General features: G+C 56.3%; 18 protein-coding genes. 10 read left to right on the forward strand and 8 right to left on the reverse strand.

The features are described from left to right. The first annotated feature begins 72 nt into the window (after positions 1-72). The 7 genes from hutI (at position 73) to ACN0VM_RS06250 (ending at position 10,363) form a co-directional block, all read left to right on the forward strand. Positions 73-1,293, forward strand: a complete 1,221-nt coding sequence (hutI, locus tag ACN0VM_RS06220; protein ID WP_417449993.1) for an imidazolonepropionase — start codon at positions 73-75, stop codon at positions 1,291-1,293. Between the two features lie 91 nt (positions 1,294-1,384). After that, positions 1,385-2,995, forward strand: a complete 1,611-nt coding sequence (locus ACN0VM_RS06225; RefSeq protein WP_417449994.1) for a hypothetical protein — start codon at positions 1,385-1,387, stop codon at positions 2,993-2,995. Between the two features lie 63 nt (positions 2,996-3,058). Further along, a complete protein-coding gene (locus tag ACN0VM_RS06230; protein ID WP_417449995.1) occupies positions 3,059-4,567 on the forward strand; it encodes a UbiD family decarboxylase in 1,509 nt (502 codons plus the stop codon). A gap of 316 nt (positions 4,568-4,883) precedes the next feature. Beyond that, entirely contained in the window at positions 4,884-7,016 is a 2,133-nt protein-coding gene (locus tag ACN0VM_RS06235) for a TIR domain-containing protein (RefSeq protein ID WP_417449996.1), read from the forward strand. Between the two features lie 122 nt (positions 7,017-7,138). Further along, positions 7,139-8,032, forward strand: a complete 894-nt coding sequence (locus ACN0VM_RS06240; RefSeq protein WP_417449997.1) for a dienelactone hydrolase family protein — start codon at positions 7,139-7,141, stop codon at positions 8,030-8,032. Between the two features lie 99 nt (positions 8,033-8,131). Further along, positions 8,132-9,472, forward strand: coding sequence for a TldD/PmbA family protein (locus ACN0VM_RS06245; RefSeq protein WP_417449998.1), 1,341 nt, complete (start codon positions 8,132-8,134; stop codon positions 9,470-9,472). A 39-nt stretch (positions 9,473-9,511) separates the two neighbouring features. Continuing rightward, entirely contained in the window at positions 9,512-10,363 is an 852-nt protein-coding gene (locus ACN0VM_RS06250) for a 3'(2'),5'-bisphosphate nucleotidase CysQ (RefSeq protein WP_417449999.1), read from the forward strand. Between the two features lie 26 nt (positions 10,364-10,389). Here ACN0VM_RS06250 and ACN0VM_RS06255 read toward each other — a convergent pair whose 3' ends face one another. From ACN0VM_RS06255 to xseA, 3 genes are all read right to left on the reverse strand, one after another. Next, the gene (locus tag ACN0VM_RS06255; RefSeq protein WP_417450000.1) at positions 10,390-11,070 is read right to left on the reverse strand and encodes a TorF family putative porin; all 681 of its coding nucleotides are present in this window, start codon (positions 11,068-11,070) and stop codon (positions 10,390-10,392) included. A gap of 9 nt (positions 11,071-11,079) precedes the next feature. Then, the gene (locus ACN0VM_RS06260) at positions 11,080-11,928 is read right to left on the reverse strand and encodes a M23 family metallopeptidase (protein ID WP_417450001.1); all 849 of its coding nucleotides are present in this window, start codon (positions 11,926-11,928) and stop codon (positions 11,080-11,082) included. 66 nt (positions 11,929-11,994) lie between these two features. Next, the gene (gene xseA, locus ACN0VM_RS06265; RefSeq protein ID WP_417450002.1) at positions 11,995-13,485 is read right to left on the reverse strand and encodes an exodeoxyribonuclease VII large subunit; all 1,491 of its coding nucleotides are present in this window, start codon (positions 13,483-13,485) and stop codon (positions 11,995-11,997) included. A gap of 112 nt (positions 13,486-13,597) precedes the next feature. On the opposite strand from xseA, the gene purD reads away from it, so the two are divergent. Next, entirely contained in the window at positions 13,598-14,875 is a 1,278-nt protein-coding gene (gene purD / locus ACN0VM_RS06270; protein WP_417450003.1) for a phosphoribosylamine--glycine ligase, read from the forward strand. Here the strand turns inward: purD and ACN0VM_RS06275 are convergent. The 5 genes from ACN0VM_RS06275 to ACN0VM_RS06295 form a co-directional block, all read right to left on the reverse strand. Next, positions 14,872-15,975, reverse strand: coding sequence for a DUF2855 family protein (locus tag ACN0VM_RS06275; protein ID WP_417450004.1), 1,104 nt, complete (start codon positions 15,973-15,975; stop codon positions 14,872-14,874). The two genes, purD and ACN0VM_RS06275, sit on opposite strands and share 4 nt — an antisense overlap. Before the next feature lie 100 nt (positions 15,976-16,075). Next, complete coding sequence (locus ACN0VM_RS06280; RefSeq protein WP_417450005.1) at positions 16,076-17,566, reverse strand: PAS domain-containing sensor histidine kinase; 1,491 nt, start codon at positions 17,564-17,566, stop codon at positions 16,076-16,078. A gap of 187 nt (positions 17,567-17,753) precedes the next feature. Then, positions 17,754-18,959, reverse strand: coding sequence for an efflux RND transporter periplasmic adaptor subunit (locus ACN0VM_RS06285; protein WP_417450006.1), 1,206 nt, complete (start codon positions 18,957-18,959; stop codon positions 17,754-17,756). Between the two features lie 10 nt (positions 18,960-18,969). After that, entirely contained in the window at positions 18,970-21,354 is a 2,385-nt protein-coding gene (locus tag ACN0VM_RS06290) for an ABC transporter permease (RefSeq protein WP_417450007.1), read from the reverse strand. Then, the gene (locus tag ACN0VM_RS06295) at positions 21,351-22,061 is read right to left on the reverse strand and encodes an ABC transporter ATP-binding protein (protein WP_417450008.1); all 711 of its coding nucleotides are present in this window, start codon (positions 22,059-22,061) and stop codon (positions 21,351-21,353) included. The genes ACN0VM_RS06290 and ACN0VM_RS06295 overlap by 4 nt, the downstream gene beginning before the upstream one ends. A 232-nt stretch (positions 22,062-22,293) precedes the next feature. Here ACN0VM_RS06295 and ACN0VM_RS06300 point away from each other — a divergent pair, with 232 nt between their 5' ends. Both ACN0VM_RS06300 and ACN0VM_RS06305 read left to right on the forward strand, forming a co-directional pair. Continuing rightward, on the forward strand, positions 22,294-23,481 hold the full coding sequence (locus ACN0VM_RS06300) for an efflux RND transporter periplasmic adaptor subunit (RefSeq protein WP_417450009.1): 1,188 nt from the start codon (positions 22,294-22,296) through the stop codon (positions 23,479-23,481). Between the two features lie 11 nt (positions 23,482-23,492). Further along, on the forward strand, positions 23,493-26,618 hold the full coding sequence (locus ACN0VM_RS06305; RefSeq protein WP_417450010.1) for an efflux RND transporter permease subunit: 3,126 nt from the start codon (positions 23,493-23,495) through the stop codon (positions 26,616-26,618). Positions 26,619-26,717 lie beyond the last annotated feature (99 nt).

Genomic DNA, 26,717 nt, shown 5'->3' on the forward strand with positions numbered 1-26,717 from the left:
GCCCCCAACTTGTATATACAAGTTCATACAAGTGAGGCTTTCTGTCAAGCGACAGATATGATAAACCGCTGCATGATGAGCCGAAAGGACGCCAACCCTATGTATGACCTGATCATCCGCAATGTGAACATTGCCACCATGACCGAAGGTGGTGCACCCTATGGAGCGGTTTTGGGCGGTGTGCTCGCGACGAAGGGCGATCGACTCGAATACGTTGGACCTGCCGAGGGATTCACCGGCAGTGCGGCGCGGGAAGAAGTGGATGCCGCCGGCCACTGGGCCCTGCCCGGCTTTACCGACTGTCACACCCATATTGTTTATGGCGGTAACCGCGCGCGGGAGTTTGAAGAACGCCTGAACGGTGCATCATACGAAGAAATCGCGAAACGCGGTGGCGGCATCCTCTCCACCGTGACAGCCACCCGCAAGGCAAGCGAGGATGAACTGGCGGCAAGCGCGGCCAAACGCCTTGCCCGCCTCAAGTTGGACGGTGTCACCACAGTTGAGATCAAGTCCGGCTACGGCCTTACGCTTGAGGATGAACTGAAGATGCTGCGCGCTGCCAAACACGCGGGCGAGCTTGCGGGCTTGGATATCCACACCACGTTCCTAGGCGCCCATGCGCTGCCGCCTGAATACAAAGATGATGCCGATGGCTATATAGACCTTGTCTGCAAAGAGATGATCCCCGCCGTTGCACAGGAAAAACTGGCTGACTGTGTTGATGCCTTCTGTGAAAGCATTGCTTTTTCGCCCGAACAGACAACACGGGTGTTTGAAGCCGCCACCAGACACGGCCTGCGCGTCAAATTGCACGCAGACCAACTGTCCGACCTGTCAGGCGCCACACTTGCGGCCAAATTCGGTGGCATGTCGGCGGACCATCTGGAGCATACAAATGATGAAGGCGCGCGTGCCATGGCGCACGCTGGCACTGTGGCTGTGCTGCTGCCGGGCGCCTTTTATGTGCTCAAGGACACCACAAAACCGCCTGTCGAGATGTTCCGCCGGTTTGGTGTGAACATGGCACTGGCGACCGATGCTAACCCAGGTTCGTCACCCGTGCTATCACTTCAGCTTATGCTGCACATGGGCTGCACATTTTTTGGCCTCACGCCAGAGGAGGCCCTGCGCGGTATCACCATAAACGCAGCCCGTGCGCTCAGGCTTGGCGACGACCGCGGCACGCTTGAAGTGGGCAAACGCGCAGATATTCTGTTATTTGACATCAGCGAACCCGCAGAACTTGCCTATTATGTTGGCGGGGTTATGCCAGTTCGCATTTTTTCCTAGTCATATATTACGGTTGACCCAGCCGGCTTTTGGACTCTAAAGCTGTAGGCGATAATCGAATCCGCAACGCGTTCGGGAAGGTTTGGCCGTCATGTTCCGCCACATCTCAGAAATCATGACGATGTCCAAGGATGACCCTGCCGTACTTTTGACCGACAAAGCCGCCGCCATGCTGCGTAGCGTGCATAAGACAGAAGACGAAACCGCGTTTCACCGGTCGTTTCAGTTCCCCATTTACTGGTGGGCACCGCGTGTAATTCTGTCTCATGACGACCGCCATCTGATAGGCACCCGCGTCAGCCGTTGGATGATGACAGACCCGGCCGGGCAAACCGCCGAAGAAAAAATGAGGGTTGCCAGCCTGTTATCACGTTTCAGTGCTTCCACCAATTATGTCTTTTTGTCCGATGTTACAGCCGAAGCACTACCCTTACGCCTGCTTTTTGACTTCATCCTCATTCAGGCGGCGCGCAGAAACTGGGCCAGGCTATATGAACTGAGTAGTCTCTGGCTGGAGCGTGCATCCGCCAATGAACCTCATTTCAGCTATGTGTGCGATTTCAATTTCTGGGCCTGTTTCCATTCCCGCAAAAGCGCAACTGCAGGGAAGCCCGCTTCCGACAACATCCCCACCCCAAAGCAAGCAATTGCTGCGCTTGAGCGTTTGGCTGGCCGGCCGGATAAAAATATCCATATTTATAGGGGCCTGCAAAAATGTCTGGATGGCAAGGTGCGCGATTCAGTTACCGATTTTGTTGCGGCCAATAACACGGCCGGGCGAACGACGGAGTTTTTCCGCCCCAGCGAACACGTCATGCCTACGGAGGCGCTGGCGGACCTCCGCGCCCGCGCGCTGGCGCCCGCGAACAATGCCGCCCCTTGGCACAGCAGCACCGTCAAGCACACTTTCCGCCACGCGCCTTCAAGTGGCTGCCTGTTGCTGAGCGCCGACCAAGCCTACTTCCAGCGGTTTTTTGCCAATCTTTGTGAAAGTTTCGCGCACAACACCCCTGCGGGCACCATTCATCTGCACTGCGTGGGGTTTGAGCCAGAAAGCATGGTACTTGACCAGTTTGAGGCAAGCCACGGCATCAAAATAAACGTTTCTGTCGACCATAGCGGCCCCAAAGGCATCAACCCTGACCTGCTTCTGGGCGAAAATGCGAGCCCGGCACAAGAACACACCAACCCGGAACTATTTCTCGGGCATTGCATCACTGCCCGGTACATCTGGTTGCCATTCTATTTGGAAAAATACAGCTTTGTTGCGATTTCGGATATTGATGGCGTAATAGTGCGGGACATATCAACCCTTTGGGACGGCCGCGATGATAGCGACGCAATCCTGCTGGGCACCACCATGAACCTTCAGACCGCGTACAGCACCGGCGCTTTGTGGGGCAATATCTCCGCAGGTGCCTTTGCGGTCAAGAGTCACCCAAACCACAAGGCTTTCGCGCGCATGGCAAGCTATTTCATGCATGCGCGCATGGCAGCGGCACGGGACCGCGGCGAAAAATGCTTCTATGCTGATCAAGCCGGTTTGATGCTGTGCTTCCTTACCATGCAGCACGACTGCAGCTTTGACCGGTTGAAGGGCCGCTTCTTCGCGCAGGGTGATTCAAAAAACCCGGCCAGCCGTGCAACTGACAAAAAAAACAGGCAAGCTAGATATTTGGCAGAAATGCGCAAAAAAACCTGAAAGCGATGAGCTGCAATTGCAACTCTGCTTGGCGCGGCGGAAACCTGCGTTTATAAGGCAGCTATGGCTTACGATTCACTCAGAGATTTTATCGACCGCCTTGAGCGTGAAGGCCGCCTTGTCCGCGTAACGGAACAGGTGTCGACCGAGCTTGAGATGACCGAAATCCAGACCCGTGTCTTGCATGCGGGTGGCCCGGCGATCCTGTTTGAAAATGTGGTGAACGAGCATGGCGAAAAATGCGCCATGCCCGTGCTGGTGAACCTTTTCGGCACCGTTGAACGTGTTGCCTGGGGTATGAACCGCGAACCGAATGAGTTGCGCGAAGTGGGTGAAACCCTTGCTTTCCTCCGCCAACCCGAACCGCCACGCGGCTTTAAGGATGCGCTTGAACTGCTACCGCTTGCCAAGCAAGTGCTATCGATGCGTCCCAAGCGGGTCAAGAAGGGCCCGGTACAGGAAGTCGTGCTTACAGGCGATGATATCGACCTTGACCAACTACCGATCCAGACCTGCTGGCCGGGCGAACCCGCGCCGCTGATCACATGGCCGCTGGTGGTGACTAAGGGGCCATCGGACAAATCGGAAGACAATTATAACCTCGGCATCTACCGCATGCAGAAGCTGGGCAAAAACCAGACGCTGATGCGCTGGCTGAAGCATCGGGGCGGCGCACAACAATACCAGCGCTGGAAAGATGTAAAGCGGGAGCCGATCCCGGCGGCCGTCGTCATCGGCGCAGACCCCGGTACCATACTGGCCGCCGTGACACCCGTGCCGGATACCCTGAGCGAATATCAGTTTGCAGGCCTGTTACGCGGCAAGAAAGTACCACTGGTCGACTGCAAAACCGTACCCCTGCAGGTCCCCGCCACGGCAGAGATTGTACTTGAAGGCCATGTCAGCCTTGAAGACTACCGCGATGAAGGCCCATATGGTGACCACACAGGTTATTATAATAGCGTTGAGAAATTCCCGGTGTTCACCATCAGCGCCATCACCATGCGCGAAAAACCGATTTACCTGAGCACCTATACCGGCAGGCCACCGGACGAGCCTGCCATATTGGGCGAAGCGCTGAATGAGGTTTTCATCCCGCTTTTGCAGCAACAGTTCCCCGAGATCACCGATTTCTGGCTGCCGCCTGAAGGCTGTAGCTACAGGATCGCGGTGGTGAGCATGAAAAAGGCCTACGCCGGGCACGCCAAGCGTGTGATGCAGGGCGTGTGGTCCTTCCTCAGACAATTTGTCTATACCAAATTTGTTATTGTGGTCGACGACGATATTAACGCGCGCGACTGGAAGGATGTGATGTGGGCCATCTCAACCCGCATGGACCCGGTGCGCGACATTGTGACCGTAGAGAATACACCGATTGACTATCTCGATTTCGCCAGCCCCAAATCGGGCCTTGGTGGCAAACTGGGTCTTGATGCCACCAATAAGGTTGGCAACGAGACCAGCCGCGAATGGGGCCGCGAAATTTATATGGAAAGCACCGTGGTCGAGAAAGTGGACGCGCTTTGGGAAAGCCTCGGCATTCCGGGCGACGGCAAACCAATCTGGAAGTAAGGCGGCAGTAAGGCGGCTGGGCCAATATACCGCGATACGTTCCACAAGATATGGTTGGCGCCCCTCCCATTATCCTTGTCCTGTTTTCACGCCACAATGCCTGCGGTGCGGGCGCGACAGAGCGACAACAGTATTGCCCATGGTTCGGTAAAGCACATGAATATCAAAAAAATAGCTCTCCGCGCGGAATAAACGTTTAAAAGTGTTGCGCATAACCCCACAGTAGCGAAACAATAAACCAGCATGGACTGGATCAGGGCTGGTATGGCGGGCATAGGTTTCTATAGTCAAAAATGTTCGTAAACAGGGGGCGAGCTTGGACAAGCGCGAGTATAAATACAAAGCTTTCATCAGCTACAGTCACCGGGACGATCAATGGTCCTCATGGCTGCTGAAAGCACTTGAGAGTTACCGCATCCCCTCACACATCAGGCAAAGTCACCCTGATGCCCCGCTCCCCAGACGATTGGGCCGCTTCTTTCGGGACCGGGACGAATTGCCCGCCTCCGGCCATATGACCGACCATATTTTCGAGGCGATTGCCACATCGGAGTATCTGATCGTTGTATGTTCTCCTGATGGTGCACAGTCCAAACTGGTCAACCGTGAAATTGCGGAGTTCAAGCGCCTGCACGGTGACGACAAAATATTCTGTGTCATTGTCGATGGCATACCCTTTGCTGACAGCCCGGTAAATGAATGCTTCCCTGAGGCCTTGCGGCACAAGTTCACCACAGAGGGCCAGCAGGCCGGTTTTTCCGCCGTCGGACTGGCCGCGGATGCACGCGAAAGCGGCGATGGCAAACGCCACGCAGTCCTTAAGCTGATTGCCGGCATGCTGGGCATTGGCCTTAATGACCTCGTCAGGCGGGAAAACCACCGACGCCAACAACGGGTGACCGCATTTGCCATTGCCGCCAGCGTCGGCATGGCGGCGATGGGGGCGCTCGCCCTTGATGCGTTCCATGCCCGCAATCAGGCTCAGGATGCGCTTAATCTTGCCAAAGCCAAAAGCCTGGAAGCAGAAAGAAACACTAGGGAAATCGAAGAGCTCACGGTCTTCATCATGACCTCCGTATATGATGAATTGATCACGGCCGGGAGCCTGCGGGTGCTGGAGCGCACCTCAAAGAAATTCATTGAACGCCTCAACCATCTTGGCGTTGAAAATATGAGCCTGCACCAACTGGCGCAAATCATCCCGGCCTATTTGCGCCTCGGGCAGGCACTGGAACGCAAGGGCGAAAGTTCGCGCGCCCGCGAATATTTCGATACGGCCCTTGTCTGGGCGAAGGATCTTTTCCAGCGCTACCCTAATGATTCGACTGCGATAATGCGCTATCAGACCGCCTTGTTTTTCTCCGGCTATCTCAGTCGGCGCCAAGGGGATTATGCTGCGGCTGAGCGGGACTTCACTGAACGGCTGCGCCTGAACCGCGTCGGGTATGAAACCACCCCCTCAACGGAATATTTGGCAAACCATATCCGGAAAACCCGCTGGGCCGAAGAATTGGCCGATTCCGAAGCCAACCTTTGTTATCTGCAGTATATACCGTTGGGCAAACCACAGGAAGCGCTTGAGAACTGCTTCAATAGTGTGGCGCGAAGGCGCTGGGTTGTGGAAAACCACCCCGATGTCAAAGAGCACTGGGTTAATCTGGCCAGCAGTTACCTGCACCTGGCGAATACATATATGGTGCTGGGCAGAAATGTTGACGCGAAAGAGGCCTACCTGCATCGCTACATGATTTATGCAGACATTCTTGAGCGCGAGCCCCGCAACTTCCGCATTATCCGGCGCGCCGCAATGACCCAACAACGCCTCGCCATGGTTGAAGCCAAGCAAAAAAATCTCGATAAGGCGCTTTCGCTACTTGAAGAGGCACGAAAAAGCTTCAATACGCTGACCGAACAGGACCCACTAAACGTGATGTGGCTGGCGGATTCAGCCGATGTCTACCGGGATTACGCTTCTGTCTTGATCGCGGCAGGAGACATGGAGCGCGCGGCAAACATTCTGGCAACCGCCAATGGTCAGATCATGGAAGCCATATCCAGCGATATGAGCCGCACCGACAGAAGGCTGATTGCCCACCGCACCCGCCTGCTGAAGGCACAACTGGCGAACAAACAAGGCGATACGGACAGTGCCCTCAAACTGCTAAGAGAAGCGACCGCACATTTTGAAGGTGAAGACACAAGCTATCTTCGTGCACCGGGCGCGCTTGAACATGCCAGTGAACTGTATCTTTTCAAAGGTAATATGCTCATAAAAACTGGCGATGAGGCTGGCGCTCATGACGCATGGCGGCACGTGGTCCATCTCTATGAAACCGCTACAGCAACTAAAACACCTCTCTTCCGCGAGTTTGTATCACAGGCCTACACCAAGCTGGGCGATACCGCACGCGCCGAGGCTATTGTCAGGCGGCAAGATACCGCGCGCTGATTGTGGAGCCCTGTGAGCTGTCGGAAAAGCCGCCGGGCTGCGCCTCCCGAGAATGTCATTCCCGCCACATGGGCAAGATATGGTAGATATGGCACAACATTTTGCGAATCGGGGGATATGCCATGACACAACACCAAACCATCAGGCCAGCGCAAGAAGTGCTGGACCTATATGATAAATATGCCCATGGCCTGATGTCGCGGCGGGCTTTTTTTGAAAAGCTGGGCGCATATGCGGTTGGTGGCCTCACCGTTGCCGCACTGGCGGAAAGCGTATTGCCTAATTATGCGCTGGCCGAGCAGGTAAAGCCCGACGACGCCCGCATCACGGCACAGGATGTGCCCTACCGCTCACCGATGGGCGCAGGCGATATGATGGGGTATATGGTTATGCCCACAGGTACGTCTGCGATGAATAAAAGACCGGGCGTTGTGGTGATCCACGAAAATCGCGGCCTTAACCCCTATATCCGGGACGTGGCGCGACGAGCTGCTGTCGCGGGCTATATCGCTTTCGCGCCCGATGCATTGTTTCCCTTGGGTGGCTATCCTGGCAACGACGACGATGGCCGCACCATGCAGCGCGAACGGGACCGCGATGAGATGGTTGAGGACTTTGCCGCCGCCGTTTCACACCTGCAGGAACATGAAGCCTGCACCGGCAATGTGGGCTGTGTGGGCTTTTGTTTTGGCGGTAGCGTTTCAAATCGTCTCGCCGCCAAAATCCCAAGCCTGAAAGCTGCGGTGCCCTTCTATGGTGGCGGTGTGCCGGCCGAAGATGTCCCTGCCATTCAAGCGCCCCTGCTAATTCACCTTGGCGAACTGGACGAACGGGTGAACGCTGGTTGGCCTGCGTATGAAGCCGCACTCAAGGAGCACGGCAAAGCCTATGAGATGCATATGTATGAGGGTGCCAACCACGGGTTCCACAATGACACCACCCCGCGCTATGACGCCCATGCCGCAGAACTCGCTTGGGCCCGTACTTTAGCGTTTTTTGAGAAATACCTGAAGTAAGCGACGACCAAGCCCGCATCAAGAAGACGTTGAACCGACGCGCCAACTGTGGCTTATTGGCGCGCATATATATGTTCACTTTTGCCCTCAGGATACTTCATGGCTGACAGCACACTCGACCTTCTTTCCGACCTTGTCTCAAAAGCGGTAAAGGCGGGGGCTGACGGTGCCGACGCCGTTGCCGTAGATGCACGTTCACGCGGTGTGTCGTGGCGCGAGGGCAAACTGGAAGATGTCGAAGGCTCAGAGGGCCAAGATATCGGCCTCAGGGTCATTATCGGGCACAAGCAAGCCAGCGTATCGACCAGTGACCGCCGCGCCGACAGCCTCAGGGATCTGGTGGAACGCACCGTTGCCATGGCCAAGGCCGTGCCTGACGATGACTATTGCGGCCTCGCGCCCCAGAACAAATTGCACAAAGGCCCGCTCGCTGACCTCGACCTATACGACGACACTGACGTCAGTGCGGAAAAGCTGACAGAGCTCGCCCGCGAGGCCGAAGACGCCACACGCGCAGTTGAAGGCGTGACCAATTCGGCGGGTGCCGGGGCCAGCGCCGCATCGTGGGCAATAACGCTTGCGACCAGCCACGGCTTTTCCGGGCACTATCAGGGCAGTAGTTTCTCGGTTTCCTCGTCCGCCATTGCCGGTGAAGGCACCGGTATGGAACGCGACTATGAATTTACCTCCGCCCGCCACTTTGGTGACCTTGAAAGCGCAGGCTGGGTAGGGCGCGAAGCGGGCGAGCGCGCTGTGCGCCGCCTTGGCCCCGTGCGCATGCCATCCGGCAAGCTGCCTGTTGTGTTTGCGCCGCGTGCCGCCAACTCCATACTTGGTCACCTTGCAGGCGCCATCAATGGCGCGAGCGTTGCGCGCGGCTCAAGTTTCCTCAAGGACAAGATGGGCGAGCAGATCTTGGCGCCCGGGGTCACCATAAGCGATGATCCGCTCCGCCGGCGCGGCCTGCAATCCAAGCTGTTTGACGGCGAAGGTGTGCGTGTTAGCAAACAGAACCTTGTTGAGAACGGCGTGCTGAAAAGCTGGTTATTGAACGCCGCAACTGCCAAGCAACTGGGGCTTGATGTCACCGGACATGCCAGCCGGGGTACCTCATCCCCGCCGGGCATTACCACAAGCAACCTTTACATGAACGCAGGAGAGATGAGCCCCGAAGATTTGATGGCCGATATCAAAGACGGCCTTTACGTCACAGAACTGATTGGCATGGGCGTCAATGGTGTCACCGGGGACTATAGTCGGGGTGCCGCTGGCTTTCGCATCAAAAACGGCCAGCTATGTGGCCCGGTAAGCGAAATCACCATTGCCAGCAACCTTAAGGAAATGTTCAGGCATCTTGTGCCAGCATCTGACCTTGAGTTCCGGTACGGTACCAATTCGCCGACGATCCGGATTGACGGCATGATGATTGCCGGGGCTTGAAGCCCTGCAACAAGCCTGAACAAGACGTATGAGGCAAGCGTGACCAATACAGAGGCATTTGACGAAACCACCTGCCCGTGGAATTTGGCAGACGATGCCCGTCTGCTGCGCCGGGTGACGGAAGAAGCCGGACGCATCGCGCTTTCCTACTTTGCCCGTGACATCCACCAGTGGGATAAATCTCCTGACAACCCGGTGTCCGAAGCTGACCTCGCAGTAGACGAATTCCTGCGCACGACCCTGATGCAAAACCGCACGGGTTACGGCTGGCTATCGGAAGAAACCGAAGATCACTCAGACCGTTTGCGCTGTGGCAGGCTGTGGATTGTCGACCCAATCGACGGCACACGGGCATTTCTATCAGGCGGGGACGACTGGGGTATTTCGGTTGCGCTGGTGCAGGAACAAAAACCGATTATCGCCGCCTTTTATGCGCCAGTGAAAAATGCATTTTATTTTGCCGAAACTGGTCGTGGCGCCACCAAAAATGGTCTGAACATCCGCGTGTCGGACCAAAGCAACCTTGCGGCTGCCCGCATGATGGGTGACCCCTCGGCTTTCAAGTCCAAGAAGCTGTGGCCGACACCTTGGCCCGAGGATATGCACACCGAGCAAGCCAACTCCATCGCACTGCGCATCTGTCAAATCGCCGATGGCCAGTTTGATTGCTGCGTCACGCTTCGGCCCAAAAATGACTGGGACGTCGCCGCCGCTGACCTGATCATCTCTGAGGCGGGCGGGCATCTCTCAACCGGCACAGGGCGCACGCTCATGTTCAACCGCCAAACACCGCTGCACGATCATATCGTGGCAAGCTGCCCGGCGCTTTTACCGTCGCTGATGGAACGGGTGGAACCCGCACTGGCCCGGTGGCGGAACGCGGCGGCTTGACGGTATGCTGCCACTGGCAATGATACCTAGAAGTAGAACTTGACGCCGCCAATAAGGGCGCCATTACCCCTTTCGCCGTTTAGCGAGCTGTCCTCATACATAAGTGTCAGTTCAAAGGTATTGATGAAGGCTGACAGACCGACACCCCAATCCCACAGGTTGGCGCGGTCCTGCCGCATGTCATACCCAAGTCTGGAGATAATTGTCAGTTCCGGCAAGGTCGGCACCGGCACCTCGAGATCAGTAAACAGATAAAAGCTGTCACTGTCTGGTGCGCTCCAGCGACCGTCCGGTGCGTAGGTGGCGCCTGTGCGAATAAACACGAGCCCAAAGTCACGCGAGACCGTGCCGGTCAGTTCAGGATAATAGCTGCTGCCATCGCCGTGAATGCTATCCAGCTCCACGGAAAGATCATATGTAAAGCTGCCAGCATCAAAGTTATAACCCGCATAGATATTGGCCTTGGCATCGCCGCCGGCACTTGCGCTGATCGCAGCAATACCGCCACCCAGATAAAAGCCGTTATCGTGGTAAAGACCAACAGACGCCATAATGCTGGGGTCTTTCTCCGAAAGACTGAGTGCACGGTCCCGGTAGTCGCTGGCAATACCGACATAACCATCAATGCTGTATGGTTTGTCTTCCTGACCAAACGAGGCATGGCTGAGACAGATAGCCGCAAGTGCACTGAAAAGAATGTTTTTCATAGTCCCATCCTAAAACGGCCCGTTCATGGGCTCTGGTTCAATCAGCAACATCGGATCAAGCCGAACGTCCCGCCAGTTCACGCGCCAGTCGACATGGGGCCCGCTTGCACGCCCCGTCTGGCCGATGGTACCGATCTGCTCGCCCTGCTCTACCGTAACACCCACCTCCACGTCCACACTGTTCATGTGGAAGAGCGTCGATGACACGCCAAAGCCGTGATCGATAATAATGATCCCGCCTTCCAGCAGGAAATCCGGCACCGCGAGGCGCACGATGCCACTTGCAGGTGCCACAATCGGCGTGCCCACAGGGGCCGCTATATCAAGGCCATAGTGCGGGCTTCTCGGTTTGCCGTTCAAGATGCGCTGACTGCCATAGAAGCCCGAGAAACGGCCCTCGGCCGGACGCACAAAGCCTCCTGTCCAGGCCAGCTCATTCGTCAGATGACCGCGCGCATCCCGCACCATGCCGGTTTCTCTGGCGCGGCGTTTCCGCCATTCCGGCGGCGGTGTCACGGTTTTGGGCGGCAGGCCATCCACACGTTCGATCTCGAAATGCCGGGCTTTAATTTCAATGACCTGTTCTTCCCCCGTGCCGTCGGGGTGCAGGATCGCAAGCTTGGCATTTGCTGGGGCGTCACGGCCAAACCCGATGACAAAATGGCCATCAGGTCCTACATTCACTGCCTTGCCGTTCAGGCTGACCTTTGCCCCGGCTTTGACCTTCCCCCACATCATGCCCCCTTGCGCAGGGGTACCTGATAGCTCAACCGCGAGCACGGGCGAAAATGCGCCAAAGACGGTGACACAAACAAGGATAGCAAAACGTCTAAGTGTATGGGTAAATGTATCGGTCATGACATTCCATCTGGCTGATAATGGCGGCAAAATTACGGCACCCGCCGCCACGCATATCCGGGCTGGCTAGAGCAAACTGCCCTGTCGCCCATCGTCCTTGGGTGACGTCTTCGGCTTGGTGGATAGTTTTGCTTTGGCCTTGGTTTTGGCCATGGGCGGCACTGGCGGCGCGGCATCTGCACCGGTTACCTGCATGTCGCTTACGCCGTCTGAGAAACGTACCTTGACCTGATCACCCGCATTCAAACTGCCCGCTTTTGTCACCGGCGTGCCGCCAGCGTCTTCAACAAGCGCATAACCGCGGTCCAGCACGCGCTCATACGAAAGGCTGTCCAGCATACGCCCCGACGCTTCAAGCCTGCGGCCGAGATCCTCAAGTCGGCGGGCATAGGCTGGCTCAAGCCGCCTGACACTGGCGTTCAACTGCTCACCACGATAGCTTGCAAGTTGCCTGAGGCGCCCGAGGCTCAGGCCACCCACAAGGCGGTTAAGCTGCGCTGACTTGATCTGCGCGACGGCCATAAGGCCGCGCGGCAGGCGCTCCGACAGGTCATCCCAGCGCTGCTGCGCAAGCCCAAGAATATCCTTCGGGCTAGGCAGGCCGCGGGCAAGCCCCCGCAAGCGCTCTTCACGGTCGCGGATCATCGCGCCCTTGAGGCCCGAGAGCCGCCGCCCGAGGTCAGCGATATAGACCCGCAAGTCCTCGCGCACCGGCACAGCTTTTTCCGCCGCGCCCGTAGGGGTTGGTGCCCGCAGGTCAGAGGCATAGTCAATCAAGGTAGTATCGGTTTCGTGCCCCACGGCGGAGATCAGCGGAATGTCGCTTTCCGCTGCAGCACGCACCACAATTTCCTCGTTAAAAGCCCACAGGTCTTCAATCGAGCCGCCGCCACGCGCAACAATCAACACATCCGGCCTTGGCATGGCGCCGCCGCCGTCCATCGTGTTAAAGCCTTTGATGGCTGCTGCGACTTGTGCCGCCGCCCCCTCCCCCTGCACCAGCACCGGCCATACCAGCACGTGGCGCGGGAAACGGTCATTCAAGCGGTGCAGAATGTCGCGAATCACCGCCCCTGTGGGTGAGGTCACCACGCCGATCACTTTGGGCAGGAAAGGAATGGGCCGCTTGCGCGCCGGGTCAAACAGGCCTTCAGCCGCCAGTTTTTTCTTACGCTCCTCCAGAAGCGCCATCAGCGCACCGGCACCCGCCGGTTCCATATTCTCAACCACCATCTGGTATTTGGACCGCGCGGGATATGTAGTCAGCTTGCCGGTGCAGATCACCTCGAGGCCGTCTTCAGGCACAAAAGCGAGCCGCTGCGCGCTGCCGCGCCAACACACACCGTCCAGCACTGCGCTGTCATCCTTGAGGGAGAAATACACATGGCCCGATGCCGCACGCTTAACCCCCGACAGTTCAGCCCGCACCCGCACATGACCGAAGCGGTCCTCGACCGAGCGTTTGAGCGCACCAGAAAGCTCCGACACCGTGAACTCATAGGCATTGCTGGCTGAGGAGGTTTCACTTCCCGGCATTTCCGGCAAATTATCTGACATGCGTTATCCCTATTCCGATTGTCGCACCCGGCACTTCAGGCTTGAGTGACAGGGAACCTATGATACAAGGGGGCAGCCTTCAAGCAACCCACCATATAACAGGTGAAAAAATATGAATATTCTCGTCCTCGGCTCCGGTGGCCGCGAACACGCCCTTTGTTGGAAAATTGCGCGCAGCCCGATGGTGGAAATGCTCTATTGCGCGCCTGGCAATGGCGGTATCGGGGACGTTGCATCCTGTGTGGAGCTCGACATGGGCGACCATAATGCGGTGATCAACTTCTGCCGCGAGATGGAAATCGACTTTGTTGTTGTCGGCCCTGAGGCGCCCCTGGTGGCTGGCCTTGTGGATGATCTTGACCGCGAAGGCATCCTTGCCTTTGGGCCTACTAAAGGTGGCGCTCAGCTTGAAGGTTCCAAAGGATTCACCAAAGATATTTGCGCCAAATATAATATCCCGACGGCAGCCTATGGCCGGTTCGATAGTGCCGACGCCGCCAAAGCCTACGTCAGCCAACAGGGCGCCCCCATTGTGGTCAAGGCAGATGGCCTCGCCGCAGGCAAGGGCGTAATTATCGCTCAAAGCGTTGAAGAGGCAAACGCCGCCATCGACGACATGTTTGCCGGCAGTTTTGGCACTGCGGGAGCAGAGGTCGTTGTGGAGGAATTCATGACAGGCGAGGAGGCCAGCTTTTTCGCGCTGTCCGACGGTGAAAACACCCTCGCCCTTGCGACTGCACAGGACCACAAAGCTGTGGGCGAAGGCGACACCGGCCCCAACACCGGCGGCATGGGTGCCTATTCCCCCGCGCCCGTGATGACCGATGCCGTGTGCGCGCGCGTAACCGCCGAGATTATCGAACCCACCGTGAAAGCCATGGCGGACATGGGGCATCCGTATAAGGGTGTCTTCTTTGCCGGGCTGATGATCACCAATGAGGGGCCAAAGCTGATTGAATATAATTGCCGCTTCGGTGACCCTGAGTGTCAGGTGTTGATGACCCGGCTAACCTCCGACATTGTGCCGCTTTTGATAGCGGCTGCAAAAGGTGAACTTGCCGGGCATAGTCCCGAGTGGTCAGACGATGCCGCATTGACTGTAGTGATGGCTGCCAAGGGCTACCCTGGCAAATATGACAAAGGCTCAGAGATCAGCGACCTCGCGGCTGCTGAAGCTGAAACCGGCGCGCATATCTTCCACGCGGGCACCAAGCGTAAGGAAGAGAAACTCTTGGCGACCGGTGGTCGTGTCCTGAACGTAACCGCCACCGGCAAGAACGTCACAGAAGCGCAGGCCCGCGCCTATGCTGCCGTGGACACTATTACGTGGCCTGAGGGTTTCTGCCGTCGCGACATCGGCTGGCGGGCTGTCGCGCGCGAAACGTCCTAGAGCTTGACCACCATACCCTGACGAGGATCGCCCCCTGTATTAAAAAGAGTAGCGATAAATTCCTGCGCGCCTTCCATACCGCGACGGGATACAACCTCCATCCAAGGCGTGGCACCTTCCCCCAGCTTCAGGTAAAAAACTTTCTCCTGCGCGCTGAACCGTTCTGTTACCCCTTCCGGACCCCAGTCCTTGTTACGCTTCTTGATTTGATCAGGCGCAAAAAAGAAGACAGGTTTCGGTCCCGGCACGTCAACCTTGACGCGTTCACCGGTGTTCGCTGCCGTGCCCACAAAACAGTCATAGACAAGGCTGTCGCCAAAACACTTGTGTATCCGCATACGCAAGTCGGTCGCGCCGGAGAAATCTATATAGGCGGTCGGCACCTCCTGCCCCAACGTATTCAACTCTTCGTAAGAGACAACCTTGTCGTAGCAGTCAAGGCTTTGCACGAATTCCGCGTTCCGCGCCGATGTCAGGGCCACCACTTCAACATCGTCCTGACCGGCAAGGCAATATGCCGTGCCGTAGGCCGTTTTACTCGATGCACTTGAAACCACCAGACGCTTGGCGCCGAAATAATCATTATCTGCCAGGAAATCCGCCAGCATATAAGAAGTGATGAACAGGGGCCGAAACAGCATCTGATAGTCCTCCATATCCGGGGAATAACCAGCGTCAGTGCTGCAGCGGGTATAAAAATTATAGGCAGACACCAACTCTCGCCGGTGTGGCATATCATCATGAAAGCCCCGGGCGGTCACCCGCGACGGCTGCATGCGAAGATGGCTGGAGATGGGGAAATATCCGTAAAACCGTTCGCCGACAGCGATATCCGGATTGGCCGATGCGACCACATTTGCAAACCCCCAGACCGGCATGTGCCCGTAGGCATCATTGCCCGTGGGGAAAAACTTCCAATAGTTCAGCCAATCACCGAGGGCAGCATAGGTAATATTATTACTGGACAGTCCAAAACTGTCGAGCGCGACCAGTATCTGCCCGTCCTCCAGTGACAAGTTCTCGTCCTGGCTATCAATGTGTGTGGTGCCTATCGCTGATTTATCAGTGAAAAGCCGGATAACCTGTTCTGTCTGCGTCATTGAAAAACCCTCCTCGTATGAGGTTTGACGATAGGACGGAAGAGGGATAATTCCACATTTTATTGTCGGGCGGGCTATTAAAACAGCCTTGTTTCACGGGTCAGTTTGCCCCTGTGCGCACTTTCACCTTGAAGGGCGGGAAGACAACATTCACCCGTGTACCATAGCCCGGACGACTGTCTATCGTCATGGTGGCATTCAGCTTTTCGGAAAAGGCCGACACAAGCGGCAAACCAAGCCCGGAGCCCTCATGACGGCGGCTGAGGCTACTGTCCACCTGCCCAAACGGGCGCTTGGCGATTTTAATTTCTCCTGCCGTCATGCCGATGCCCGTATCAGAAACACTGAGACACAAACCGCCGTTACCAGTTTTCTCAAGCTTCATGGACACACTGCCACCCGGTTCAGTGAACTTGATGGCATTGGACAGCAGGTTGAGGGCGATCTGCTTGATGAGCCGTTCATCGGCTTCAATCAGCACCGTCTGGTCAAAATGGTGTTCAAGCGAGAGGCTGGCCTCAAAGGCACGCTGCTGCACCAATGTCATGCACATCTCAAGACTCTCGAGCGGGTTGATCCATGTGAGGTAAGCTTCAAGCCGCCCAGCTTCCACCTTCGACAGGTCCAGAATATCGTTAATAATGGATAGGAGGTGTGTACCACTTTCGTGAATATCCTGTGCATATTCCTTATAACGGGGACTGCCAAGCGGTCCGACCATCTCGTCGCGCAGGATTTCTGCAAAACCGAGAATGGCATTCAGCGGCGTTCTCAGTTCATGGCTCATATTTGCAAGAAACTCCGACTTGGCGCGGTTCGCGAGTTCGGCCGTATCCTTGGAACGCTGAAGCTCCTGCGCCTGCACAAGGTCTTCGGTTACATCCCGGCCGATCAGCAACAGCATTGGTTCGCCCTCGACATCTACTTTCTGGGCAAATATCCTAAAATGACGAATGAGGTTGCCGCGCGTCCTGACAGTTGTAGGCACGTCAGTCATTGAAGCCGTCATTTTAAGTTCTTCAACGAACCGTCCCAAAAATGTCGGGTCAGCCCATATATCAAGGTCTGGCGTCGCCAAACCAATCACCTCATCTCGGCGACGGCCGAACATATTGAGAAACGCCGGATTCACGTCGATAATCTCACCATCGGAGAGACGGGAGATCAGCATGACCTCTGGTGTCAGGCGAAAGATATTTCGAAAAATACTGTCGGCGCGCTCCAATTCCCTGTGTTTGGCTTTTTGTTCGGTGATATCATAAAAGCACCCAGCCACACACCTCTTGCCGTTCCAGTCAATAAGGCTGGCGCGGCAAGTCACCCAACGGGTTTCTCCGTCCTCGCGAACCAGCCGCATCTCATAACTTTCGGGGGCGTCCCCATTATTGAAACGTCTTTCATGATAATCGCGCACGACAGGCCGATCATCGGGGTGTACCCAGCGCTCCACACCGCCTTCCAGAAAAGACGACATAGTACCGGTATAACCGAGAATTTTGAGTAGCGTCTGATTGGCGAAGACAAACCGGTCACCGTCGCGCACCATGACACCTTCCGCCAAAGCGTCCAGAAGTACTTCGGTACCGTCCATGTCGTTGCATTCTCCCCGTAAAGAAGGGCTTTTCCTGCTCAAAACAATATCCCCCAAGCAGCCTCCCGCCAATGCAGCATGAAGCATAGGTTCAACGCGCAAAATTGCAATGCACAAAGATTTCACATCAGTACGCGTGCGGAAGATGCCTGAAATCCAAGCCCCCCGCAGCGGCGGCAGTCCGGGCTTAGTTCTGGCGTTTTTTAACCCTGACGCCTTCCCGCAAGGATTCCGCCGGATGCAGCACCACCTGATCACCTTCCGAGAGCCCGGAAAGCACTTCGGCGCTTTCGTCATTCATGCGGCCCAACTGCACAGTTGTGTGCAATGCCTTGGCGTCGACAATCTGGAACACTGCCCAATCGGGCCCGTGCCTGAAAAGCGCGCTTGTCGGCACTTTGAGCACACCACTTTGTTGCCAAAGCACAATACGCGGCTCCACCCTGAAACCATGCCCGATACGCGCGAGCGTCTCAGCGTCCACGCCGTCAAAATCGATGATGATATTGACCCGTTGTTCTTCAACACCAAGCGCGGACACCTTGGTAAAGCCCTTGGGTTCCACCCGGCGCACGGTGCCCGGCAGTGTTTCACCGCCCCATCCTTCGATATAGACCCGCGCGCCAGCTTCAACCTTGACGGCCTGATGGGACAGAAAATCAGCGACTATTTCAATATCTGCCGGGTCGCCCAGCTCAAGCAGCGGGGCGCCAGCAGCCACTACCCCTTCACTCTCGTGATTAAGTGTCAGCACCACGCCGTCGATGGGCGCCATGATGCGAATAACACCTCCTGCGGCGCCACTTTCCGCGTCTGGCTTGATAAGGGCCGCCCGCGCGACCTCCACGTCGGCGGCACGCATGCGCACACTTGACCGCGCGGTCTCCAGTTGCGCTGTCGCCGTTTTAAACGCCAGTTTCGCGCGGTCCAGTGCAGCCGGGCTCGCGGTATTGGTTTTCACCAGGCTTCTGGTGCGATCGATTTCAGCCTGAGCGTATTCAACTTCAGCCTCGGCGCGCACCACTTCGGAGTTGGCATGCCCCAGCGCCGCCTCCGCCGCTCTGACAGCGGCTACGGCTTCCTGCGCCCGGCGTTCATCCAGAAAACCGGGGTCGGTCGGCAGCATGACAGCAAGCAGGCTTTTTTTCGCTTCAACCCGGTCGCCCACCTCCGGGTCCAGTCGCAGCAGCCGTCCAGCCACCGGCGCAGACACAACATATAATTCATGCACGCGGGTTTTGCCGTCATCGGAAATGGTGATGCGCATATCGCCGCGCTCAACCGCTGCGCTGTCAACGGCGATCGGTTCGGGCAAAAAGGCATAAACCAGAAAAACCGCAACAAGAACTACCATGCCCCCAAAGACGATATTTTTTGCGCGCGGTGCCCCCATGAAAGTCTCCCTATTCCCGCGTTTTGAGCGCGATCACCAGATCAAGTTTTGCCACCTGCCGCGCAATAGCCGCTGCCGACAAAAGAGAAGCAACAATAATAACCATTGCCGCGTATGCAAACGTGCCATTGGAGACAATCGTCGGCACCCGGAACAGTTCGGAACTCAGGTTAACAGCCATATAAAGCGACAACTGATAACCAAGGAACGCCCCAAGCGGCAGCGCCAGAAAAGTCAATATCGCGAGTTCCCCCAGCAACACGAAATTCACTTCTGTGATGGTAAAGCCCAGCACGCGCAAGCTGGCAATCTCCCGCTGCCGCTCGTAGAACGAGATGCGGGCACTGGAAAACACTACCCCAATGGCAATCAGACTGGCAAAAAGCGAATTGAAAAAAGTCATCGTGCCCATGGTCTGGTCCATTGTGTCTTTCATCGCCCGGTAGGACGACACATTGGTCGAAACAGCAGCCACCCCGGGCATATCCTTGAGACGGGCATAGAGCAGATCCAGCTTGGCTGCGTCCGCCATGATATAAGCGCCGGATATACGGTCGCCCTCGCCTGTCTTGGCGCCCAGTTCGCCCATATTCATGTAGGCTGGGGTGCCGAGATAGGTGGATACAGTCCGTGCCACCGGCAGGCTAACATGACGCCGGAGGCCATCGCGAAACTCAATCTGCAGCATGTCACCCGGCTTGGCATCAAGGACCTCCGCCAGACTTTCTGACAAGGTCACCCCTTTCGGCGCGGGTTCAATCGGCTTATCACTGCGGTCAAGCATGATGTTAAGGTCTGCCCCCGGCATCACACCACTTATTCCCTGATGCCTGCTGCGGTGCTCATGGGTAATGGTGGCGGGCACCGCGAGAAACGGCTCCACCTTTATCACGCCCGGCTCTGCACGCAGTTCGTTCAGCACTTCGGGTGACCTCTTCTCGGTAAAGGCCACCGTGATATCCTGCCGGCTGACCAGTTCGAACTGCATAGATATCATCCGGTCGATCGCGTCTTTACTGCCCTGTGCCGCGATCATGATTGCCATCCCCATCGACACACCAAGACATGTGAGCAGCGATCGGATCGGCCAGCGCAATATATGCCGCACAATCAGGCGAAGGCCCTGATCCATCCAGTGAATATATGCACCGATGCCCCCGATCACACTGTAGTCCGTGGGGGCTGGAGGCGCCATAGCGACAGCGGGCCTGAGCCGGACGGTCTTGCGCACAGCAAACAGCACGCCCAGCACACCTGCCACGACCCCGTAAAGCGCCGCACGGGCATACAGCCCGACACCGGGGTCAAACAACAAAATCGGGAATTTATAAAAATCACGGTACAGGCTGGCCATGCCCTGCCCCATGCTGTTACCGGCATACCAGCCTGCCAGCACGCCAATGGCCACAATGGCGGTTGCAAAACGCAGATAATGAAAAACCACATCACGTGAACGGTAGCCAAAAGCCTTCAGAAGGCCAATCTGCTCGCGCTCCTGATCGACGACACGGCTGATAACCATATTGAGCAAGAAGGCCGCAACACCAAGAAAGATCGGCGGCAACAGCCCGCCGAGAGTTTTGAGTTGGTCAAACTCGCTTTGCAAAAACTCATCCGATAGCTGGTCGCTGCGGTGATACGCGCCTGCGCCGCCATAAGGTTCCAGAATGATGTCCACCCGGCGCAAAACCTCCGACACACTCGCCTGCCGCTCCAGAAGGAAAATCGCCTCATTGAACGCGCCATTCATATCATAGGCGTGACCAAGTGCTTCATACCCCATCCACATAACAGCGAAGCGCTTAGGGTTGGGGATCATCTCACCGGGGGCAATTGAATAGATAAACTCCGGTGCCAGCGCCACACCCGAGATAACAAGTTCGCGCCGGATACCGTATAAGGTGACCTCAATCCGGTCTCCGACGTCAAGGCCATAGGCTTCAACAAAATCATCAGCAACCAGAACCTGCTCGCTGCCGCGCTCCGGCAACCTGCCCCTCTTGAGATAAACAGCATTGGCCCTTGGCTGTCGCCCCTCAGGCAGAGAAACAATGCGTGCTTTCACTGGTTCTCGCTCGCCCGCCATATCCAGAAGTGCCGCTGCGGTTATTCTGCCTTCAGCGACCCGAACACCCGGCACGGCGCGCAACTTGTCCATCACGGTCAGCGGGGCCCGCCGTGCAGGGGCCCACACATCCGCCATGCGGTAACGGCTGTAATAAGCGTCCAGTGTGTCCTGAAGCGACACAAGTGTGCCGTTCATCATTACATACAACGCCACGCCACATCCCACCACAAGGCTGACCGCCAGTACCTGCCCCCGCATACCCCACAGGTCACGGATAAGCTTACGGTCAAGCGGGCTGACAAAGCGTATGATCCCGGCAAGGTTCAAAGCTCTATTTCCTCCGGTTTCGCGCGGCTCTCGTTGCGTATTTCCTTTTCGATGTTACCGTCGCGGAAATGCAGTACTCGGTCTGCAAGCGGGGCGATACCCTGGTGGTGTGTCACCATCAGCATGGTTGTATCCATCTCTGCCGCGGCGGTATCGAGCGCGTTCAGCACCTTAAGGCTTGTGGTACTGTCAAGCGCGCCGGTGGGTTCGTCACAGAACAGCACGCTGGGACGTTTGGCAATTGCGCGCGCGATGGCAACACGCTGTTGTTCACCGCCCGATAATTGCGACGGAAAATGATGTGTGCGTTCCTTGAGCCCGACAAGGTCGAGCGCCTCCGCCGCTGGCAGTGGGTTTACCGCAATCTCGGTAACGAGTTCGACATTTTCTTCGGCTGTCAGCCCCGGCATGAGGTTATAGTTCTGGAATATAAAGCCGATATTGTTGCGACGATAATTCGTCAGAGCGCGTTCGCTCATGGTGCCAAGGTCTATACCGTGAAAGCGCACATGCCCGTCGGTCGGGCTATCCAGCCCGCCAAGAATGTTGAGCAAGGTTGATTTGCCGCTGCCCGAAGGCCCCAACAACACAATGATTTCACCATCCCGTATGGTGAGGTTGACACCCCTCAGGGCGCGCACCTTGGAATGGCCTTCCCCGTACTCCTTGGTCAGGCCTTCCACTTCAAAGCATAATGTGTCTTTCACAATTGCGTCCCCATGCCATGGAATAAAATTCCAACAGCGTTAGCAATATATATACGGCTTTATCATATAAGATGTTAGACGGCGAATGGTCACATATGGTTGCATGGGCTCTTTAAAATTAAGCCCGTGACAACTATATAGGATTGATATATATGTGTAACGATAACCAAATAGTGGCATAAGCCACAAAAAATAAAGTGGCAAAGCCACACAGCAAAACGCGAGGATGACAGTGAGGAAAATACTTAAGTTTGTCGCACCTGTTCTGGTGCTGGCGGCTGGGGTTGGTTCCGTTATGGTACTGGCTGCAGCAAAAGAAGCCCCTGAAAAAACAGAAGAAGTGGCGCGCCCTATCTCCCTTTATGTGGATGAGGTACGAGCCGAAAACGTCGTGCTTTCTGTCAGGACACAAGGCGAAGTTCGCCCCAAAACCGAGATTGACCTGGTACCACAGGTAGCAGGCCGCATCATCTCCATTTCCGATTCGTTTGCCGAAGGCGCTGGCTTTGAGCCCGGTGAAGCCCTGATCCAGATCGAGGACTTCGATTACCAGTTGACGGTGACAAGCGCAGAAGCCCGCCTTGCAGAAGCCAAAGTGAAGCTTGAGCAAGAAATGGCTGATGCCCGCATCAAACGCAAACAGTGGCAGGACTGGGTGAAAGACGGCGAGCCCACGCCGCTTGCGCTGAACCAACCACAAGTGGCTGAGGCACAAGCCAAGCTTCGCGCCGCTGAAGCCGACCTGGACAATGCCAAACTCAATCTGTCGCGTACCCAGATCAAGGTTCCCTTCAAGGGGCGGGTGCTGGAACGCACGGCAGGTATCGGCCAATATGTTACGGTCGGGGCCAAGCTGGGCCGCGTTTTTGCGACCGATAAAGTCGAAGTGCGCCTGCCGCTGACCGACCGTCAATTGAGTGAACTTACCCTGCCGATCGGATTTGTCGCCTCCGGCGAGAATGCCCCTAAAGTGCGCCTGCACGCCAGCCTTGGCGGTAATGAACACGTATGGCAAGGCCGCATCGTGCGCACCCATGCCTCTGTGGACCAACAGACCCGCCTGATGTACGCCGTTGCTGAAGTTCAAGATCCTTACGGCAAGACATCAGAGTATGGCATGCCGCTCGCGGTTGGCCTTTTTGTGGCCGCGGATATTCAAGGTGTGCAACCCCAAAGTGCTCTTGTGATGCCACGGGACGCCCTGCGGAGCGAAGACAAGGTCTATGTCATCAAAGATGACAAGCTGGAAATCAGGACGGTCGATGTTCTTTCCACCTCTGCTGACCAGGTCATTGTGACTGCAGGTGTTGTTGCCGGTGAAAAAGTCGTAACATCACCGGTGCGCGGCGCACACGACGGGATGGCCGCAGTGCCTATTACCCGCAGCGCCAAAAACGATCTTGACAGCGCTTCGCGCTAGGGGAGGCAACCATGAATAAACTCATTGAATGGTGGGCACGCAACGGGGTTGCTGCCAACCTGCTGATGATCGGTATCTTTTTGGCCGGTGTCGCAGGCTTCTCTTCAATGGAACGGGAAATGGACCCACAGGTACGTTTCCCCGGCCTTGAGATTTCCGTAAGCTGGCCTGGTGCTGGCCCCCAGGAAGTGGAAGAACAGGTTGTCGCCCGGATTGAAGAATCTGTGCGGGACCTTGATAATATCGAATGGGTGCGGTCTTCCTCGGGCGAAGGGTACGGCGAAGTCTATATCCTTGCCGAGCAAAGCGTCGACTTCACGCAGTTCATGAACGACGTTAAAATTCGCGTCGACTCCATCTCCAGCCTGCCCCGCGATATTGAACCGCCTCGCGTTTCCCAGTGGGTAAACCGGGACGAATTCATCCGGGTTGCTGTTCATGGTGACCTGGGGGAACGTGAACTGAAGCGACTGGCAGAGAAGCTGCGCCGTGAGGCCGCTCAACTGCCATCGGTCTCAATCGTTGAGCTTTTTGGCGTACGCCGCGAGGAAGTATCGATCGAAGTATCGGAAGAGTCGCTGCGTCGCTACAACCTGAGTTTTGCCGATGTTGCCATTGCTATTCGCAACAACTCTATCAATACCTCAGGCGGTTCTGTGCGTACCGAGGCTGGTGAATACCAGATCACGGCACGTAACATGGCTGATACAGCACATGATTTCAACGACATCATCGTGCGCCAAACTGATGGCGGGGCGACAATCCGCGTTGGTGATGTCGCCAATGTCGTTGACGGTTTCGAGGATAACGAAATCCTCGCGACGCTGAACGGTGAGCCGGCCGTTCTGTTGCAGGTTATGACCACAGAACGTATGGATATCGTCAAGGCATCGGAGTCTATCAACAAATGGGTTGCCGACCGCCAGGAAAGCCTGCCAGCGGGTGCAAAGCTGACACTGTGGACTGACAATAACGAAGCCTTCCAAAGCCGGATGAATACCATCGGCGGCTCCGCGTTTCAGGGCCTTATCCTGGTGATTATTGTACTGATGCTGACGCTTCGCCCGAAAGTTGCCTTCTGGGTAGCCATGGGTATCGCGACGGCTTATGCAGGTGCCTTTATATTCCTGCCTGCGCTGGGCATTTCCATCAACATGCTGTCAACCTTCGCTTTTCTTCTGGTGCTCGGCATTGTGGTCGATGACGCCATTGTGGTGGGCGAGAGTATCCACACCGAAAGCCAACGCACGGGCGGCGGCATCACAGCCGCGGTGTTCGGTGCACAACTGGTTGCCAAGCCGGTGATTTTCGCCGTTTTGACGACGATCATCGCCTTCCTCCCCTGGATATTCATTGACGGCTCCACGTCCGAGTTCACACGGCACATCACCTGGGTGGTGATCATGGCGCTGATCTTCTCGCTGGTGGAATCGCTGATGATTTTGCCAGCGCACCTTGCCAAACTGAAACCCCGTGAAAAGCTCGGACGTTTTGGTCGCTTTCAGAAAAAAATTGCCAATGGCATTACCAACTTTGCGCATCGCCGCTATCGCGGCATCGCACAAAAGGCCGTCGAATATCGCTACATCACATTCAGCGCTTTCATCGCGGTCCTGATCTTTGCTTTTGGTCTGTTTAATACCGGGTATGTGAAAAAGAGTTTCATGCCCGAGATCGAGTCCGACGAGATCACCGTCAATGTGACCTTGCCGGAAGGGGCGTCCTATAACCGTGCCCTTGATATTCTTGCCCAGTTGCAGGAAGGCGAGCGTGCACTGGTGGAAGAAGTGAATGAACGTACGGGTGGTGAAGGCCAGTTGATTGAGAACTGGTACACCCGTTCCCGTCGGGACAGCGTACTGGCGATCGTAAAACTGTCCCCACCTGAAGTGCGCGATATGTCTGCTAAAGACGCCTCGATCCGCCTGCGCGAATTGATCGGCGATATCCCTGACGCCAAGGAAGTCTCCGTTCGCTACACCACAAGCGACAATGATGCGGGCTTTGAACTCTCAGTTCGCCACCCTGACCTCACGCTGCTGCGTGAAGCCGTGGGCGAACTTGAGGACCAACTACGCACCTATGAAGCGCTCTATGACGTTCGCAACAACCTCGAAGGTGCGTCGGAAGAGATCCGCATCACACTGAAGCCGGGCACAGAGAAACTGGGCCTGACGCTGGCTGACGTTTCCCAGCAGGTTCGTCAGGCCTATTACGGCGAAGAAGTGCAGCGTATCCCGCGCGAAGGCCAGGACGTCAAGGTTATGGTGCGTTACCCGCGCGAAAGCCGCCGGTCGATCGAAAGCCTGAAGGATTTCCGCGTACGGACGGCGGACGGTCGTGAAGTACCGCTGATGGCAGTGGCCGAGCTTGAATATGCCCCAGGCATCAAGCGCATCCAGCGCTGGAACGGCAACCGTGCTGCCCGGGTGAGCGCGGACATGAAGGAAAACATCCGCAATGATGTGATGGAAGACCTGAACGCCAATTTCTTCCCCGTGTGGGAGAAAAAGTATCCGGGCATCATCCGTGGGGCCATCGGTCAGGCTGAAGGCGAAGCACGTTTCCTCGCAGATGTTCTGAAGCTCTATGGTATGGCCCTGTTTGTCATGTATATGATGCTGGCCATCGCCTTCCGCAGCTACTGGCAACCTCTCGCGATCATGATTGCCATGCCTTATGCCTTTGCGGGTGCTATCTTTGGCCACTTCGCTGTCGACATGACCATGGCCATCTTCAGCTACTTCGGTGTGGCCGCGGCGGCAGGCGTGGTGGTAAACGACAACCTTGTGTTGGTTGATTACTGCAACAAACTGCGCGAACGCGGCATGACGCCCAAGGAAGCGATCGTGGAAGCAGGCGTTGCCCGTTTCCGCCCGATCTTGCTGACGTCTGTCACGACCTTCGTCGGCCTCGTGCCGATGATGATGGAACGGTCAATTCAGGCGGCGTTCCTGCAACCAATTGTGGTTGCGCTGGCGTCGGGTGTCCTGATTGCTTTCTTCGTGACACTGCTGATGGTGCCTTCACTCTATGCCATTGGTGATGATTTTGGCAGCATGGCGGCTGGTGCCAAAGCCCGGATCAAAAGGCTTATGGGTATGGGTGGCAGCAAGGCACCCGCACAAGCCGAATAAACCGGGCTAACGCCCAAAAACAAAAAGGCCACCAGTATTTGCTGGTGGCCTTTTCTTTTATTTTGCTGATATCGGCGCTGTTAATACCCGGCAGCGTGT

Source organism: Kordiimonas sp., from assembly GCF_048260245.1.
GTDB lineage: Bacteria > Pseudomonadota > Alphaproteobacteria > Sphingomonadales > Kordiimonadaceae > Kordiimonas.